The 14,035-nt window shown below is 56.8% G+C and carries 15 protein-coding genes; 5 read left to right on the top strand and 10 right to left on the bottom strand.

Translation table 11 applies throughout. The features are described from left to right. Positions 1–2 precede the first annotated feature (2 nt). Positions 3–1,163, top strand: a complete 1,161-nt coding sequence (locus tag ACRESJ_RS33750; protein ID WP_431761750.1) for an argininosuccinate synthase — start codon at positions 3–5, stop codon at positions 1,161–1,163. A 137-nt stretch (positions 1,164–1,300) separates the two neighbouring features. On the opposite strand, the gene ACRESJ_RS33755 is transcribed toward ACRESJ_RS33750, so the two are convergent. Continuing rightward, positions 1,301–1,966, bottom strand: a complete 666-nt coding sequence (locus ACRESJ_RS33755) for a hypothetical protein (RefSeq protein ID WP_431761751.1) — start codon at positions 1,964–1,966, stop codon at positions 1,301–1,303. A 542-nt stretch (positions 1,967–2,508) separates the two neighbouring features. On the opposite strand from ACRESJ_RS33755, the gene ACRESJ_RS33760 reads away from it, so the two are divergent. Next, a complete protein-coding gene (locus ACRESJ_RS33760) occupies positions 2,509–3,135 on the top strand; it encodes a response regulator (protein ID WP_431761752.1) in 627 nt (208 codons plus the stop codon). 87 nt (positions 3,136–3,222) lie between these two features. Here ACRESJ_RS33760 and ACRESJ_RS33765 read toward each other — a convergent pair whose 3' ends face one another. The 8 genes from ACRESJ_RS33765 to metG all read right to left on the bottom strand — a co-directional run bounded on the left by ACRESJ_RS33765 (position 3,223) and on the right by metG (position 10,095). Then, positions 3,223–3,402 carry a PA3496 family putative envelope integrity protein gene (locus ACRESJ_RS33765; RefSeq protein WP_339556444.1) on the bottom strand — a complete coding sequence of 60 codons (180 nt, stop codon included), beginning with the start codon at positions 3,400–3,402 and terminating at the stop codon, positions 3,223–3,225. 106 nt (positions 3,403–3,508) lie between these two features. Then, entirely contained in the window at positions 3,509–4,147 is a 639-nt protein-coding gene (gene nth, locus ACRESJ_RS33770) for an endonuclease III (RefSeq protein ID WP_431761753.1), read from the bottom strand. A gap of 25 nt (positions 4,148–4,172) precedes the next feature. After that, the gene (locus tag ACRESJ_RS33775; RefSeq protein ID WP_431761754.1) at positions 4,173–4,760 is read right to left on the bottom strand and encodes an Rnf-Nqr domain containing protein; all 588 of its coding nucleotides are present in this window, start codon (positions 4,758–4,760) and stop codon (positions 4,173–4,175) included. Further along, positions 4,753–5,364, bottom strand: a complete 612-nt coding sequence (locus ACRESJ_RS33780; protein WP_431761755.1) for an RnfABCDGE type electron transport complex subunit G — start codon at positions 5,362–5,364, stop codon at positions 4,753–4,755. The genes ACRESJ_RS33775 and ACRESJ_RS33780 overlap by 8 nt, the downstream gene beginning before the upstream one ends. After that, positions 5,361–6,347 carry an RnfABCDGE type electron transport complex subunit D gene (locus ACRESJ_RS33785; RefSeq protein ID WP_431761756.1) on the bottom strand — a complete coding sequence of 329 codons (987 nt, stop codon included), beginning with the start codon at positions 6,345–6,347 and terminating at the stop codon, positions 5,361–5,363. Before ACRESJ_RS33785 ends, ACRESJ_RS33780 begins: the two co-directional genes overlap by 4 nt. Further along, positions 6,334–7,350: an electron transport complex subunit RsxB gene (gene rsxB / locus ACRESJ_RS33790; protein WP_431761757.1), complete on the bottom strand. Its 1,017-nt coding sequence runs from the start codon at positions 7,348–7,350 to the stop codon at positions 6,334–6,336. The genes ACRESJ_RS33785 and rsxB overlap by 14 nt, the downstream gene beginning before the upstream one ends. Further along, positions 7,347–7,916, bottom strand: a complete 570-nt coding sequence (locus tag ACRESJ_RS33795; protein ID WP_431761758.1) for an electron transport complex protein RnfA — start codon at positions 7,914–7,916, stop codon at positions 7,347–7,349. Before ACRESJ_RS33795 ends, rsxB begins: the two co-directional genes overlap by 4 nt. Before the next feature lie 127 nt (positions 7,917–8,043). Then, positions 8,044–10,095 (bottom strand): methionine--tRNA ligase, encoded by a 2,052-nt coding sequence (gene metG, locus ACRESJ_RS33800; RefSeq protein WP_431761759.1) that lies wholly within the window; start codon positions 10,093–10,095, stop codon positions 8,044–8,046. A gap of 247 nt (positions 10,096–10,342) precedes the next feature. On the opposite strand from metG, the gene apbC reads away from it, so the two are divergent. Beyond that, entirely contained in the window at positions 10,343–11,437 is a 1,095-nt protein-coding gene (apbC, locus tag ACRESJ_RS33805) for an iron-sulfur cluster carrier protein ApbC (RefSeq protein WP_431761760.1), read from the top strand. 126 nt (positions 11,438–11,563) lie between these two features. Here apbC and ACRESJ_RS33810 read toward each other — a convergent pair whose 3' ends face one another. Further along, positions 11,564–12,322: an SDR family oxidoreductase gene (locus ACRESJ_RS33810; protein ID WP_431761761.1), complete on the bottom strand. Its 759-nt coding sequence runs from the start codon at positions 12,320–12,322 to the stop codon at positions 11,564–11,566. A gap of 162 nt (positions 12,323–12,484) precedes the next feature. On the opposite strand from ACRESJ_RS33810, the gene ACRESJ_RS33815 reads away from it, so the two are divergent. Both ACRESJ_RS33815 and ACRESJ_RS33820 read left to right on the top strand, forming a co-directional pair. Beyond that, positions 12,485–13,216 carry a HugZ family protein gene (locus ACRESJ_RS33815; protein WP_431761762.1) on the top strand — a complete coding sequence of 244 codons (732 nt, stop codon included), beginning with the start codon at positions 12,485–12,487 and terminating at the stop codon, positions 13,214–13,216. Between the two features lie 66 nt (positions 13,217–13,282). Continuing rightward, positions 13,283–13,759 carry an FxsA family protein gene (locus ACRESJ_RS33820; RefSeq protein ID WP_431761763.1) on the top strand — a complete coding sequence of 159 codons (477 nt, stop codon included), beginning with the start codon at positions 13,283–13,285 and terminating at the stop codon, positions 13,757–13,759. The last annotated feature ends 276 nt before the right edge of the window (positions 13,760–14,035 follow it).

Consider the following 14,035-nt stretch of genomic DNA (forward strand, 5'->3'; position numbering starts at 1 on the left):
TGATCCTCAAGTGGCTGCAGGATACTTATAACTGTGAAGTGGTGACCTTCACCGCTGACCTGGGTCAGGGCGAAGAGGTCGAACCTGCACGCGCCAAGGCTCAGGCCATGGGCGTCAAAGAGATCTATATCGACGACTTGCGCGAAGAGTTCGTGCGCGATTTCGTTTTCCCGATGTTCCGCGCCAACACCGTTTATGAGGGCGAGTACCTGCTGGGTACTTCCATTGCTCGTCCGCTGATCGCCAAGCGTCTGATCGAGATCGCCAACGAAACCGGCGCTGACGCCATCTCCCACGGCGCTACCGGCAAGGGTAACGACCAGGTTCGTTTCGAGCTGGGTGCCTACGCCTTGAAACCAGGCGTGAAAGTGATTGCTCCATGGCGTGAATGGGACCTGCTGTCCCGTGAGAAGCTGATGGATTACGCTGAAAAGCATGCGATCCCGATCGAGCGTCACGGCAAGAAAAAATCCCCGTACTCGATGGATGCCAACCTGCTGCACATCTCCTATGAAGGCGGCGTGCTGGAAGACACCTGGACCGAGCACGAAGAAGACATGTGGCGCTGGACCGTCTCCCCGGAGAACGCTCCTGACAAGCCGCAGTACCTGGAACTGACCTACCGCAACGGCGACATCGTGGCTTTGGACGGCGTCGAAATGACCCCGGCTACCGTGTTGGCGACCCTGAACCGTATTGGTGGCGAACACGGTATCGGTCGTCTGGACATCGTCGAGAACCGTTACGTGGGCATGAAGTCCCGTGGCTGCTATGAAACCCCAGGCGGCACCATCATGCTGCGCGCCCACCGTGCGATCGAATCGATCACCCTGGACCGCGAAGTGGCTCACCTCAAGGACGAGCTGATGCCGAAGTACGCCAGCCTGATCTACACCGGTTACTGGTGGAGCCCTGAGCGTCTGATGCTGCAACAGATGATCGACGCGTCCCAGGTCAACGTGAACGGCGTTGTGCGCCTGAAGCTGTACAAGGGCAACGTGATCGTCACTGGCCGCAAGTCCGACGACTCGCTGTTCGACGCCAACATTGCCACCTTCGAAGAAGATGGCGGCGCCTACAACCAGGCTGACGCGGCGGGCTTCATCAAGCTCAACGCCTTGCGCATGCGCATCGCAGCCAACAAAGGTCGTAAGCTGTTCTGAGACCTTTGAGGTGGTAAGGGATTTGTGGCCTCTTCATTGAGGAGGCCATAAGTCTGAAGTTTGTACTGACATTTAATAAGCACGATTTTTGTTTCCTGTTCATACCCTCCCGCTACAGCACCCTTGAGTGTTGTACCTCAGTGGCAAGCCTGATCGATGACTGTCACCCCATGCGTATTCACATTGTAAACAACAAGAAAAGTAGCGTTGTCGCGTTTTCTTGCCTGTTTTGAATACTTGAGTGCATGACTTTTCAATGTTTTTTCCGAATTCGGATCTGCGAGGAGCAATACCACGTGGGCCAATTTTCCCTGTGTTTTTTGTAACGACGTACTGAGTTCTATAGGTTTGTTCCCTTGACGGGCATCGATGATGTGCAGATCTTTTGACGAGTCTGGCAACCGGATGGCGTGTTGCATGGAGGTGCCGGTCTTGTCAGGCGGCGCTTGAGCCGCCGGTGCAATGGCGCCTGCGCGATCATGTGGTGAGTCGTCCCGGCCAGCTTTTTTTAAGCGCATGGTCGGAGTGCTTTGTTCTCGATCGTCTACATCGTCAAGAACTTCGATAAAGTGTTCACCCTTTTCATAATCTGAAGGCGCGTAGAGCGATCGATAGTTAAAGTTGAGTGTGGCAAAGAAAAGAAGAAGCAAATAAAAAGGAAAGCTAATTAAAAACCATACGTAAATCTCTCTTTCGTTGTTGTCCAGAAAAGGCAGCGTGACCGCTGCCGAGGTTTCAGATAGTGTCGCAAATATTGCGATAACGGTGATGGGGTTGGTAATTTTTCTTTTGAGGTTTTTCATGGGTTTTACTCATATTGATTTATCTTTTCTTAAGTAATTGAAGGGTTGTTTTAAGTGGCGATTGAAGTGGCGATTCATATATTTGTTTCTGTGGTGCGGTGTCGGATTTATATGGGTTTCTGTAATGAGTGAATTTTGAATATACCTGATTGTTTGTTGTTCGGATGTCATGTTTTTAATCATTGCTCAAGTTTTAAATTTTTCTGTAAGAGTGAGTGGAAATTTTTGTGTGACATTTCTGTTGTGAGCATGAATGTTGAAAATATTTGTAACGGTCAACCCAATGCGCAACAGCGGGCATCGATTGGTTCATTGATTTTGGTTGTAAGTTGATACAAAAAAACCGCAGAAAAACACACATTCAGACTGCTGATACCGTTATCGAAATGTTGGGTTCAAAGATTTTTTGTAGGACCTATCCGCGATGGTTGTAGGGAATGTCTCTTGGTGTGGGTGGCCGGGGCGGGCGGCATGCAATGGATGAAACGACTAGGCTATTGTGCGGGCTCTAAAAATTCGAACAGCGAAAATTGGACTTGCCCATGAATAAAGTGCTGATCGTGGATGATCACCCCGTCATTCGTCTTGCGGTACGTATGCTGATGGAGCGTCATGGCTACGAAGTCATTGCAGAAACAGATAATGGCGTGGATGCATTGCAACTTGCCCGCGAGCATATGCCGGATATTGTAATTCTGGATATCGGAATACCGAAACTGGACGGGCTGGAAGTCATTGCGCGACTTACTACGGCAGCGCTGCCCATGAAAGTACTGATATTGACTTCACAGGCCCCAGGGCATTTCTCCATGCGCTGCATGCAGTCGGGTGCTGCCGGGTATGTTTGCAAGCAACAGGATTTGACCGAGTTGCTTAGTGCTATCAAGGCAGTGTTGTCCGGCTACAGTTATTTTCCCAATCAAGCCTTGCACACTGTCCGTGCCAGTCTGGGGAACGCTAGCGAAGCCGATATGGTTGATCGTTTGTCTGGGCGGGAAATGATGGTTTTGCAGCAACTGGCCAGAGGTAAGACCAACAAGGAAATTGCCGACGGGATGTTCCTCAGCAATAAAACCGTCAGTACTTACAAGACGCGCCTGCTTTTGAAACTCAATGCGCGCTCTTTGGTCGATCTGATCGAGCTGGCTCAGCGCAATGGGCTGGTGTGACTCCATTGTTGACGACACGCGGTAAGCGGGCACTTATCACGGTTCAGCACTTAGTAAAAAGCCTCCGTTTCGGGAGGCTTTCAGGTGTCATAAATCAAAGTCGTAGTCGGCCAATTGCTTTTGCAGTCGGCGCTCCTCCAGCAGATTGTCGATGGTACGGCGTTTGCTCAGGTTGGTTTTCGCTACTTCTACCACCGGTTCGGCTTCGTCAGCCTCAACGGGGGTGAAGTCATCTTCTACATCCAGTTGCTCTTTGCCAGTGCTCATTTAGTTACCCCAGGCTAAGAAGGCCCTTGGGGCACCTTATATCGACAATCTACTGGCGGGTAAAAAAGATTTTTTCAATCGATAAATCAAAAACTCGAATAAAACCTCAATCGTCGGAAGTCTTGTGCTTGTATTCGCACAAGTCTTCGATCCGGCAACTGCCGCAACGAGGCTTGCGGGCGAGGCATACATAACGTCCATGAAGGATCAGCCAATGATGGGAGTCGAGCAAGAATTGCTTGGGCACGAATTTCATCAGCTTGTGCTCGACCTCGACAACATTCTTGCCGGGCGCAATGCCGGTGCGGTTGCTGACGCGGAAGATGTGGGTGTCCACTGCCATGGTTAACTGCCGGAACGCGGTATTGAGCACCACGTTCGCAGTCTTGCGGCCTACACCGGGCAGGGCTTCCAGCTCCTCTCGAGTCTGAGGCACTTCACCTGCATGGCGCTCCACCAGCAAGCGACAGGTCTCGATCACATTCTTGGCTTTGCTGTTGAACAAGCCGATGGTCTTGATGTACTCAGACAACCCCTCAACACCCAAGGCATGGATCGCTGCCGGAGTATTGGCGACCGGGAACAGTTTTGCCGTGGCTTTGTTTACGCCAACGTCGGTCGATTGCGCCGAAAGAATCACCGCGATCAGCAGTTCGAACGGTGAGGAATAGGCCAGTTCAGTCTTTGGTTCCGGGTTGTCTTCATGCAGCCGACGGAATATTTCCAGACGTTTTGCGGCATTCATGGGCAGTACGTTTCCTCGAGGACGGTCAGTGTGAAGGTGGCGTGCGACGGTAGGCTTGCCAGGCCGCAATCAGCAGGCCCAGCAGGATGAACCCGCCAGGTGCCAGCGTGGCCAAGCGCAACCCACCGTCGGCGGTGAGAGCCCATCCCGGCCAATCCTGTTGTGTCGAGCCTGTCAGCCACGGCAAATGGGCGCCGAGCGTCCCATTGCCAAGCAGCTCACGCAGTAAGCCCAGGGCCACCATTAGCGCGCCGAACAGGCCGTACAGTTGCAGACGATCCCGCTTGTGTTTGCGGAAAAATCCGCTGTGTTCCAGCACGACGCATTGCAATGCAATCAAACCTGCATAAATCCCGACATGTTGGTGCCATTGCAGGGACCAGACTTGTGCGCCGAGCTCCACGCAACCGGTCAATGTGGCAGCGATCAAGACGCTTGCCGGTAAGTGCGTCGCCGCAAGCAATCGTGGCCGCAGTGCGTTCATGCTGTGGCCAAAAGCCCCCGTGACTACGATGAACATCAGCCATAGCCCAAAAGCAGTCACCAGTGAGCCGGTAGCACCGACGAGTGGCGCCAGCACCAATGAATTGCGCAACAGCGACGTCTTACTCATGGGAGGGGCTCCCCAGCAGTTGTTGCCGGTGTTCATCAAAGTAACGCAACGCGTCGTGGGTAGCGTTGACTACCGCTCTCGAGGTGATGGTCGCACCTGCAACCTGGTCGAATTGGCCTTGATCCTTTTTCAAGGCCCAGCCTTTTTCGTCAGGGTCGGTTCGAGATTTTCCGGTAAAGGATTGAAGCCAATTGTTGGGCCAGTCGGCGATCCGCGCACCGAGCCCCGGGGTTTCCGATTGCTTGAGGGTTTTGACGCCGATCAGCCTTGCGTTAGCGTCGATGGCGATCAAAAGCTCGATGGCGCCTGCGTAACCCAGGGTTTGGCTGCGCAGCAACACGGCGTAAGGTTGACCGGCCTTGGTCGCGCGGTAGCCAGCCAGCAGTGTGCTATTGCTCAACGTCATGTTTTCGAGGGTGAGCGGCTTTTCCAGGGGCTGATTATCGTAGTTGTTGGGCGGTAGCAGATCCAGCAGGTTGCGGCTGTCGAGCAGCCGTTGCTCGGCGGCGATGTGCGGCGCGCTGCTGTACTGCGCGAGATAGGTCATGCCTATGCCCAAAACAGCCAGCAAGGCCAGAATCACAACGCTGGACGCTCGGCTCATGGCGCGATTTGCTCCTGTCTGGCGACTGCAAACCTTTCCAGCGCGGGTACGCAGAGGTTCATCAACAGCACGGCGAACGCCACGCCGTCCGGATAACCGCCCCATGTGCGAATCAAATACGTCAGCAGTCCGACGCCGGCGCCGAAAAGCAGTCGTGCAATGGGTTTTTTTGCGCCGGAAACGGGTTCCGTCACAATGAAGAATGCTCCCAGCATGGTTGCACCGGTCAGCAGATGAAACAGCGGCGAGCCGTGGGAGTCGGAGCCCGAACCGTTCCAGCACAACAGACTGATGACGAACAGGCTCGCCAGCATGCCTACAGGCGCTTGCCAACTGATCACTCGCCGTTGCAGAAGTAACACGCCACCTGCGAGAAAGGCCAGGTTCACCCATTCCATGCCCCGGCCACCGAAGTGGCCAAACGCCGGGTTCGACGAGAACAATTCGTCCATCGTGAGGCTTTTGTTGATTCGCAGACTGTCCAGCGCCGTGGCCCGAACCCATGCGTCCGGTTCCTGTCCGAAGCCAAAAACCTGCTGCAGACCACTCAGTAGGTCCATGCCGTGGGAGGACGGCCAATGGGTCATTTGTTGGGGAAATGTCACCAGCACCAGAGCAAAACCCAGCATTGCCGGGTTGAACGGATTCGAGCCCACGCCGCCATACAAATGCTTGCCGAATACCATCGCGAACGCGGCGGCACTGATCGTCAGCCACCACGGGCAATAGGGTGGCAGGGCAAGGGCCAGGAGTGTGGCGCTGACCAGGGCGCTGCCGTCACTCAAGGTCGGCTTGAGCGGGCGCCTGCGTAACCACAACACGACTGCTTCGGCCGCCAGTGCTGCAATAGCGGCCAGAATCAGGTTGATTAACACGCCCCAGCCAAACACCCAGAACATCATCAGGGTTCCCGGCAGAGTGGCCAGCAATACCAGTTTCATGGCTTGCTGCAGGCGATCGTCAACCGACTCAAGGGGTGGCATGGGCTTGCACCTGGCGTTCGGCATCGCTGATTGCCCGCTCCAGGGCTTGGATCTGCTCAAAGGGAGCTTCGCTGGACTGAGCTTTTTTCAGTTCGGCGCGACGCATCGCCAGCTGGATCTTTGCCCGTTTGAGCTCGGCGTCCGATGCTGGAGCTCGCGTGGGGGCAGGAGGCGTGGCTGGCGGTGCGACGCTTTCCAGATTCGCCAAGGCGTGCTCGGCGGCTTCGAATTGCTGTTGCAGCACAATCAATTGGGACTGCTGTTCGAAGGTCGGCGGATGCCCGAAGGCCTTCAGGGATTTGTGCAATTGCGCCCGGCTCATGGCCACATCAATCTTGGCTTTTTTCAGTGCTGCATCGGCATTGGCAGCTTTCTGGGCGCGGACGCGTTCGAGAGCGGCCTGTACCGGATCAAGTGTCTGCTCAGCAGGCTGCGCCGCCCGCTGCAATCTCGCCTGACGTTCGGCTGCTTTCTGTTCTTCTTCGTGTTGCAAGCGGCTATTGCGTTGTTCGAACCGGCGCCGTGCGTGATTGCGTTTGGCGGCGCGGGCTCGTTGTTCCTCAAGACTGAAAGCCAGACCGCCAACGATCGGCACTACCGTCGCCATTGGCAAGGGATGCATTTCAATGCAATCCACCGGGCAGGGCGCTACGCAGAGATCACAACCGGTGCATTCATCGATGATCACGGTGTGCATCAGTTTGGCAGCACCGACAATGGCATCGACCGGGCAAGCCTGGATGCACTTGGTACAGCCAATGCATTCGGCTTCGCGAATATAGGCAACCTGCGCAGGTGCCGAGCCACGGCTGATGTCCAGTTCCAGCACTGGGACCTTCAACAGCTCTGCCAACGCTTCGATGGTTTCGCTGCCGCCGGGCGGGCACTTGTTGATCGGCTCGCCATTGGCGATGCCTTCGGCGTATGGCTTGCATCCAGGGTGTCCACACTTGCCGCACTGGGTTTGCGGCAGGAGGGCGTCGATGCTTTGAATCAGACTCATGTTTTGATCAGTCCGCTGAATCCGAGAAAGGCCACTGCAATCAGGCCGGCGCCGATCAGGTCGATCGGCAAGCCGCGAAAGGGCGCAGGAACATCGTTATCGAGTGTGCGTTGGCGCAGGTCACTGAACAGACTCAGCACCAGCCAGAAACCCAACCCCGCTCCAAGGCTCAAGGCTGTGGCGTGAAATAAACCGTTGTCGTCTTGTGCGTTGAACAGCGCCACTCCCAACACACCGGCATTGCCCAGCAGCAGCGGCCACAGGCCTTCGAAAGACAGGCGGGGCAACAACCGCGAAAGCAGTTTGAGCAGTGGGGCGATCAACAGGACGCTCAGCGGCAGAAATACGAACAAGCGCAGGGCCGTCAGATTCAGCGGCACCAGTAGCCAGTGGTAGAGCGCATAGCCAAAAACGCCCACGATCAGCATCAGGCACGTTGTCGCAATGCCCAGCGCATGGACTTGCTGCCTTTCTCTGGCCAGCAACGGATCGACGCCCAGCGGCCAGTGCAACACGAAGTTGTTGATCAAGGCGGCGCTGATTAGCGTAAGCAATGCTTCGGTCATGATCGTCCATATCCGATGCTGGATAGCTCATACAAGATGAAGCCAGACCTGAAAGATAGTATGGGCCAGACATGAAAATCCCACAGACGCGTCAGGCACGGCTGTGGGATCGGTTTAGCGCAAAAACTTACTTGATGCGCTGACCTGGCTTGGCGCCACTGTCAGGGCTGAGCAGGTAGATTTCTTCACCGCCAGGACCCGCCGCCATCACCATGCCTTCGGAGATGCCGAATTTCATTTTGCGGGGCTTGAGGTTGGCGATCATCATCGTCAGTCGACCGTCGAGCTTGGACGGGTCCGGGTAAGCGCTCTTGATCCCGGAGAAGACGTTGCGTTGCTCGTCACCGATGTCCAGGGTCAGGCGCAACAGCTTGTCCGCACCTTCCACGTGTTCGGCCTTGACGATCAGGGCGACGCGCAGGTCGACGGCGGCAAAGGTGTCGAACTCGATTTCCGGTGACAACGGATCCTTGGCCAGCTCGCCGTTCCCGGCAGGCTGGGTTTGGCCGGTATCGGTCTGGCTGGCGGTCAGGTCTTCTTTCGAGGCGTCAGTCATGGCTTGCACCTTGACCGGGTCGATCCGGGTCATCAGCGCCTTGAACTCGTTCAACTGGTGGTTGCTGAGCAAGGTTGCATGATCGTTCCAGGTCAGCGGCGCGACGTTCAGGAATGCTTCCGCGTCGGCGGCCAGCAACGGCAACACCGGTTTGAGGAAGATCACCAGTTGGCGGAACAGGTTGACGCCGGTGGCGCAGATGGCCTGGACTTCATCCTGCTTGCCTTCCTGCTTGTTCAGCGACCACGGGGCCTTGTCGGCGATCCAGGCGTTGGCACGGTCGGCCAGGCCCATGATCTCGCGCATGGCGCGGGCGAAGTCGCGGGCTTCATAGGCGTCCGCGATGCCTGGCGCGGCGGCCAGGAACGCTTCGGTCAATTCAGGCGCGGCGTTGGTGTCGACCATCACGCCGGCATTGCCTTTATGGATGAAACCGGCGCAGCGGCTGGCGATGTTGACGACTTTGCCCACCAGGTCGGAGTTGACCTTCTGTACGAAGTCTTCGAGGTTCAGGTCCAGGTCGTCGACGCCACGGCTCAGTTTGGCCGCGTAGTAGTAGCGCAGGTATTCCGGCGACAGGTGATCCAGGTAGGTCCGGGCCTTGATGAAGGTGCCACGGGACTTGGACATTTTCTGGCCGTTGACGGTCAGGTAGCCGTGCACGTTGATCCCGGTTGGCTTGCGGTAGCCTGCGCCTTCGAGCATGGCCGGCCAGAACAGGGCGTGGAAGTTGACGATGTCCTTGCCGATGAAGTGGTACAGCTCGGCGGTGGAGTCCTTGCCCCAGAACGCATCGAAGTCCAGCTCCGGCGTGCGGTTGCACAGGTTCTTGAAGCTGGCCATGTAGCCGATCGGCGCGTCCAGCCAGACGTAGAAGTATTTGCCTGGCTCGTCGGGAATCTCGAAACCGAAATACGGCGCATCGCGGGAGATGTCCCACTGTTGCAGGCCGGCGTCCAGCCATTCGGCGATCTTGTTGGCCACAGCGTCTTGCAAGGTGCCGCTGCGGGTCCAGGTTTGCAGCATTTCCTGGAAATCCGGCAACTTGAAGAAGAAGTGCTGGGAATCCTTGAGCACTGGCGTGGCGCCGGAGATTGCCGACTTCGGATCTTTCAGGTCGGTCGGGGCGTAGGTCGCGCCGCATTTTTCGCAGTTGTCGCCGTACTGGTCTTCGGTGCCGCATTTCGGGCAGGTGCCCTTGATGAAGCGGTCGGCCAGGAACATTTTCTTTTCCGGGTCGAAATATTGCGTGATCGAACGCGTGGCAATGTGCCCGGCGTCGCGCAGCTTCAGGTAGATATGGCTCGACAGCTCACGGTTTTCTTCGGCGTGAGTGGAGTGAAAGTTGTCGAAGTCCACCAGGAAGTCGGCAAAGTCGGCGCTGTGTTCAGCCTGGACGTTGGCGATCAGTTGTTCCGGGGTGATGCCTTCTTTTTCCGCGCGCAGCATGATCGCCGAACCGTGGGCGTCGTCAGCGCAGACGTAAATGCATTGGTTGCCGCGATGCTTCTGGAAGCGCACCCACATATCGGTCTGGATATATTCCAGCATATGGCCAAGGTGGATCGAACCATTGGCATAGGGCAGGGCGCTGGTGACGAGGATCTTGCGTGGCTCGGACATGGGGCTCGGCTACTTGATGAAACGGAGGTCGGCCACTATAAAGCGCCAGCGCATATTTTTCACCCTTGGGGCGATTCAATGGTTGATGCCTTGAAAGATCGCAGCCTTCGGCAGTTCCTACAGAGACACTGAGTTGCGCGGACAATGTAGGAACTGCCGAAGGCTGCGATCTTTTCGCCATCCCGCCGAACGATCAGAACAGGTACGATACCCGCCATCTTTCCAAGTCCTGTTTTCGGAGTTGCCCATGAGCGCCGTCAATCGCGCAGCGGTGGAAGCCGTCCTTCGCCAATACACAGACCCTTACCTGAACCAGGACCCGGTCAGCGCCGGGTGCGTGCGCAACATCGACATTCAAGGTGATCGCGTCAGCGTTCAGCTCGAACTGGGTTACGCCGCCGGTCTGTTCAAGAGCGGCTGGGCGCAGATGCTGCAAATGGCTATCGAAGGCTTGGACGGCGTAACGTCGGCCCGCGTCGAGATCACCAGTGTAATTGCCGCGCACAAGGCCCAGGCTCAGATTCCTGGTCTGGCCAACGTCAAGAACGTGGTGGCCGTGGCTTCCGGCAAAGGTGGCGTGGGCAAGTCCACCACCGCCGCGAACCTGGCATTGGCGCTGGCCCGTGAAGGCGCCAAGGTCGGGATCCTCGACGCGGACATCTACGGTCCGAGCCAGGGCATCATGTTTGGCATTCCAGAGCGCACCCGTCCCGAGGTCAAGGATCAGAAGTGGTTCGTACCGCTCAAGTCCCACGGCGTCGAAGTGATGTCCATGGCCTTCCTGACCGACGACAACACGCCGATGGTCTGGCGTGGGCCGATGGTGTCTGGCGCCCTCTTGCAGTTGGTGACACAAACCGCCTGGGGCGACCTGGATTACCTGGTCATCGACATGCCGCCAGGCACGGGTGACATCCAGTTGACCCTGGCACAGAAAGTCCCGGTGGCGGGTGCGGTCATCGTGACCACGCCGCAAGACCTGGCATTGCTGGATGCGCGCAAAGGCGTGGAGATGTTCCGCAAGGTCAACATTCCGGTGCTGGGCGTGGTGGAAAACATGGCGGTGCACATCTGCTCGAACTGCGGGCATGCCGAGCATCTGTTCGGTGAAGGCGGGGGCGTGAAACTGGCCAATCAGTACGGCGTCGAGCTGTTGGCGTCGTTGCCGCTGTCGATGGTGATTCGCGAGCAGGCCGATGGCGGCAAGCCGACGGTGATCGCCGAGCCGGACAGCCAGATCGCCATGGTTTACCAGGAACTGGCCCGCCATGTGGGCGCGCGGATCGTATTGCAGGAGGCGTTGACGCCCGCTATGCCGAATATCAGCATCAGCGACGATTGATGACCTGAAACACCATCAACTGTGGGAGCTAGCCTGCTAGCGATAGCGGATTCACATTCAACAAATATGTTGGCTGAATCACCGCAATCGCTAGCAGGCTAGCTCCCACATTGATTTATGGGGGTTTTAGATCCGCAACCCGCCATCCATCTCCAGAATCCGACCGGTGTAATAGTCGTTTTCGAAAATGTACGCCGCCGAATGCGCAATCTCTTCCGGCTTGCCCATGCGCTTGAGCGGAATGCCCGAGGTCATCTTCTCCAGCGCTTCAGGCTTCATGCCCAACGTCATTTCGGTTTCGATAAAGCCCGGTGCAATACCGGCAACGCGAATGCCGTAGCGCGCCAGTTCCTTGGCCCAGGTCACGGTCGCGGCGGCGACACCGGCCTTGGCGGCGGAGTAGTTGGTCTGGCCGACATTGCCTGCGCGGGAAATCGACGAGATATTGATGATCGCGCCGCGGTTTTCCAGCTCGACCATTTTCGCCGCGACTTCACGGGTGCACAGGAACACGCCAGTCAGGTTGACGTCGATGACCGCTTGCCACTGGGCGAGGCTCATCTTGGTCATTTCGCCGTCCTTGACCTTCAACAGCAGGCCGTCACGCAGGATCCCGGCGTTGTTGATCAGGCCATGGATCGCACCGAAGTCTTCGGCGACCTGAGCAACCACGTGGGTCACTTGTTCTTCGTTGGCGACGTTGCACAGATAAGCGCGGGCTTCGACACCCTTGGCCTTGCAGGCAGCGACGGCGGCGTCGAGTTTTTCCTGGTTGAGATCCACCAGCGCCAGTTTCGCGCCCTTACCAGCGAAATACTCGGCCATGGAACGGCCTAAACCCTGGCAACCGCCAGTGATAATGATTACTTTGTCAGTGAGTTGCATTCGCATACCCCGGCAGGTCTTGAGTGGTTTCCTTTTAGAGCACCTCTCGATCTGCGCCTGACGTGGCCTGGCTGCACATGAGATTTGCCCCCGATGGCACGCTGGGACTTTCACCAGCTGCCTGTCCGTTTTTTTGACGGATTCTATATAAGGAGTCATAAATTGAGCGTTGAAGCGGCTAAGCATGCACGAGAAATGCTTCTCAAGGAATACCGTGGAGTGCTCTCGACGCACTCCAAATCGATGCCCGGTTTCCCGTTCGGCTCCGTGGTTCCTTATTGTCTGGACGAGCATGGCCGGCCGCTGATCCTGATCAGCCGCATTGCCCAGCACACCCACAATCTGCAGAAGGATCCGAAATGCTCTCTGTTCGTGGGCGAGCGCGGGGCTGAAGATGTGCAAGCCGTTGGTCGCCTGACCTATCTGGCTGAGGCGCACCAGCTCGAGGATCAGGCCGCCATCGACGCAGCCGCCGAACGTTATTACCGCTATTTCCCGGAATCGCAGAGCTATCACACGGCCCATGATTTCGATTTCTGGGTTCTCATCCCAGTGCGCCACCGCTACATCGGCGGTTTTGGTGCGATTCATTGGGTCAACGACCTGACGTTGGCCAACCCGTTTGCCGGCAAGTCTGAAGTGAGCATGGTCGAGCATATGAACGCCGATCATGCCAAAGCCATTGCTCACTATGTGGATCTGGCGGGGCTGCCGAAAACTTCACCGGCGCAGATGGTCGGCATCGATACCGAAGGCATGCACCTGCGCATCGGACAAAGCCTGTACTGGCTGGCATTTCAAGCGCCTTGTAATACGCCGACACAAGTCCGGGAAGCCTTGGTTTCTCTGGCTCACGCCGAACATTGGCCGAAAAATGAAGCGGCCGACGCTTGAATTCACGAAACGGCGACGTCATCTAAGTTGAACTGGCAAGGCATTCTTGCGTTGAGGAACCATTTGATGCGCCCTTTTTTGTTGCTCTTTCTGCTGTTCCCGGTGTTGGAGCTGTTCGTATTCGTCAAGGTGGCAGGGGCGATCGGGTTTTTCCCGGCCCTGCTGCTGATCATTCTTGGCTCGATGTTCGGTGTGTTCGTGCTGCGTATCGCTGGCCTGGCCACGGCGCTGCGTGCCCGTGAAAGCCTGAACCGCGGTGAACTGCCGGCCCAGACCATGCTCGAAGGCCTGATGCTGGCGTTGGCCGGCGGCCTGTTGATCCTGCCGGGCTTCATCAGCGATGTGATCGGTCTGATCATGTTGCTGCCGATCAGCCGTCGTCTGCTGGCCAATAAAATGCGCCAGCGCGCCGAGGAACAGGCGATGCGTCAGCGTGCATTCGCCGATGACCTCCAGGCGCGTGGCGGCCCGGTGCCCCGTGAACCTTTGGGCCGTGAGCCTGATGTGATCGAAGGCGAATTCGAACACCGCGATACCAAATAACTGCCCATTGTAAAAACCCATTCGACACGGCACCTTCGGGTGCCGTGTTCGTATACGGGACATCGATATGAAAATTTTTCGATTCCCACCCTTGTAATAAGCTTATGCGCCCTTATGTAACGGTCACCGCAAGGTTTCTGGTGATCACACCAGACAGACTTCCGCGGTTCGCTTGACGAGCCGCACCCGGCACCGCCGGACTTTGTTAAACCCGCCGGGACTACACCGGCCGATGAAAACCACAATTAGGAGAGATCGACAATGAAGCTTCGTCCT

It is taken from the genome of Pseudomonas sp., from assembly GCF_050739655.1.
In the GTDB taxonomy this organism is placed as follows: Bacteria; Pseudomonadota; Gammaproteobacteria; order Pseudomonadales; family Pseudomonadaceae; genus Aquipseudomonas.

What these genes read in the sequence shown, in the direction of transcription:
- ACRESJ_RS33760 (WP_431761752.1), top strand. Translation starts at nt 2,509, where the DNA reads ATGAATAAAGTGCTGATCGTGGATGATCACCCCGTCATTCGTCTTGCG.
- ACRESJ_RS33780 (WP_431761755.1), bottom strand. Translation starts at nt 5,364, where the DNA reads ATGAGCCGAGCGTCCAGCGTTGTGATTCTGGCCTTGCTGGCTGTTTTG.
- ACRESJ_RS33775 (WP_431761754.1), bottom strand. Translation starts at nt 4,760, where the DNA reads ATGAGTAAGACGTCGCTGTTGCGCAATTCATTGGTGCTGGCGCCACTC.
- ACRESJ_RS33765 (WP_339556444.1), bottom strand. Translation starts at nt 3,402, where the DNA reads ATGAGCACTGGCAAAGAGCAACTGGATGTAGAAGATGACTTCACCCCC.
- ACRESJ_RS33795 (WP_431761758.1), bottom strand. Translation starts at nt 7,916, where the DNA reads ATGACCGAAGCATTGCTTACGCTAATCAGCGCCGCCTTGATCAACAAC.
- rsxB (WP_431761757.1), bottom strand. Translation starts at nt 7,350, where the DNA reads ATGAGTCTGATTCAAAGCATCGACGCCCTCCTGCCGCAAACCCAGTGC.
- ACRESJ_RS33820 (WP_431761763.1), top strand. Translation starts at nt 13,283, where the DNA reads ATGCGCCCTTTTTTGTTGCTCTTTCTGCTGTTCCCGGTGTTGGAGCTG.
- apbC (WP_431761760.1), top strand. Translation starts at nt 10,343, where the DNA reads ATGAGCGCCGTCAATCGCGCAGCGGTGGAAGCCGTCCTTCGCCAATAC.
- ACRESJ_RS33755 (WP_431761751.1), bottom strand. Translation starts at nt 1,966, where the DNA reads ATGAAAAACCTCAAAAGAAAAATTACCAACCCCATCACCGTTATCGCA.
- metG (WP_431761759.1), bottom strand. Translation starts at nt 10,095, where the DNA reads ATGTCCGAGCCACGCAAGATCCTCGTCACCAGCGCCCTGCCCTATGCC.
- nth (WP_431761753.1), bottom strand. Translation starts at nt 4,147, where the DNA reads ATGAATGCCGCAAAACGTCTGGAAATATTCCGTCGGCTGCATGAAGAC.
- ACRESJ_RS33785 (WP_431761756.1), bottom strand. Translation starts at nt 6,347, where the DNA reads ATGCCACCCCTTGAGTCGGTTGACGATCGCCTGCAGCAAGCCATGAAA.
- ACRESJ_RS33810 (WP_431761761.1), bottom strand. Translation starts at nt 12,322, where the DNA reads ATGCAACTCACTGACAAAGTAATCATTATCACTGGCGGTTGCCAGGGT.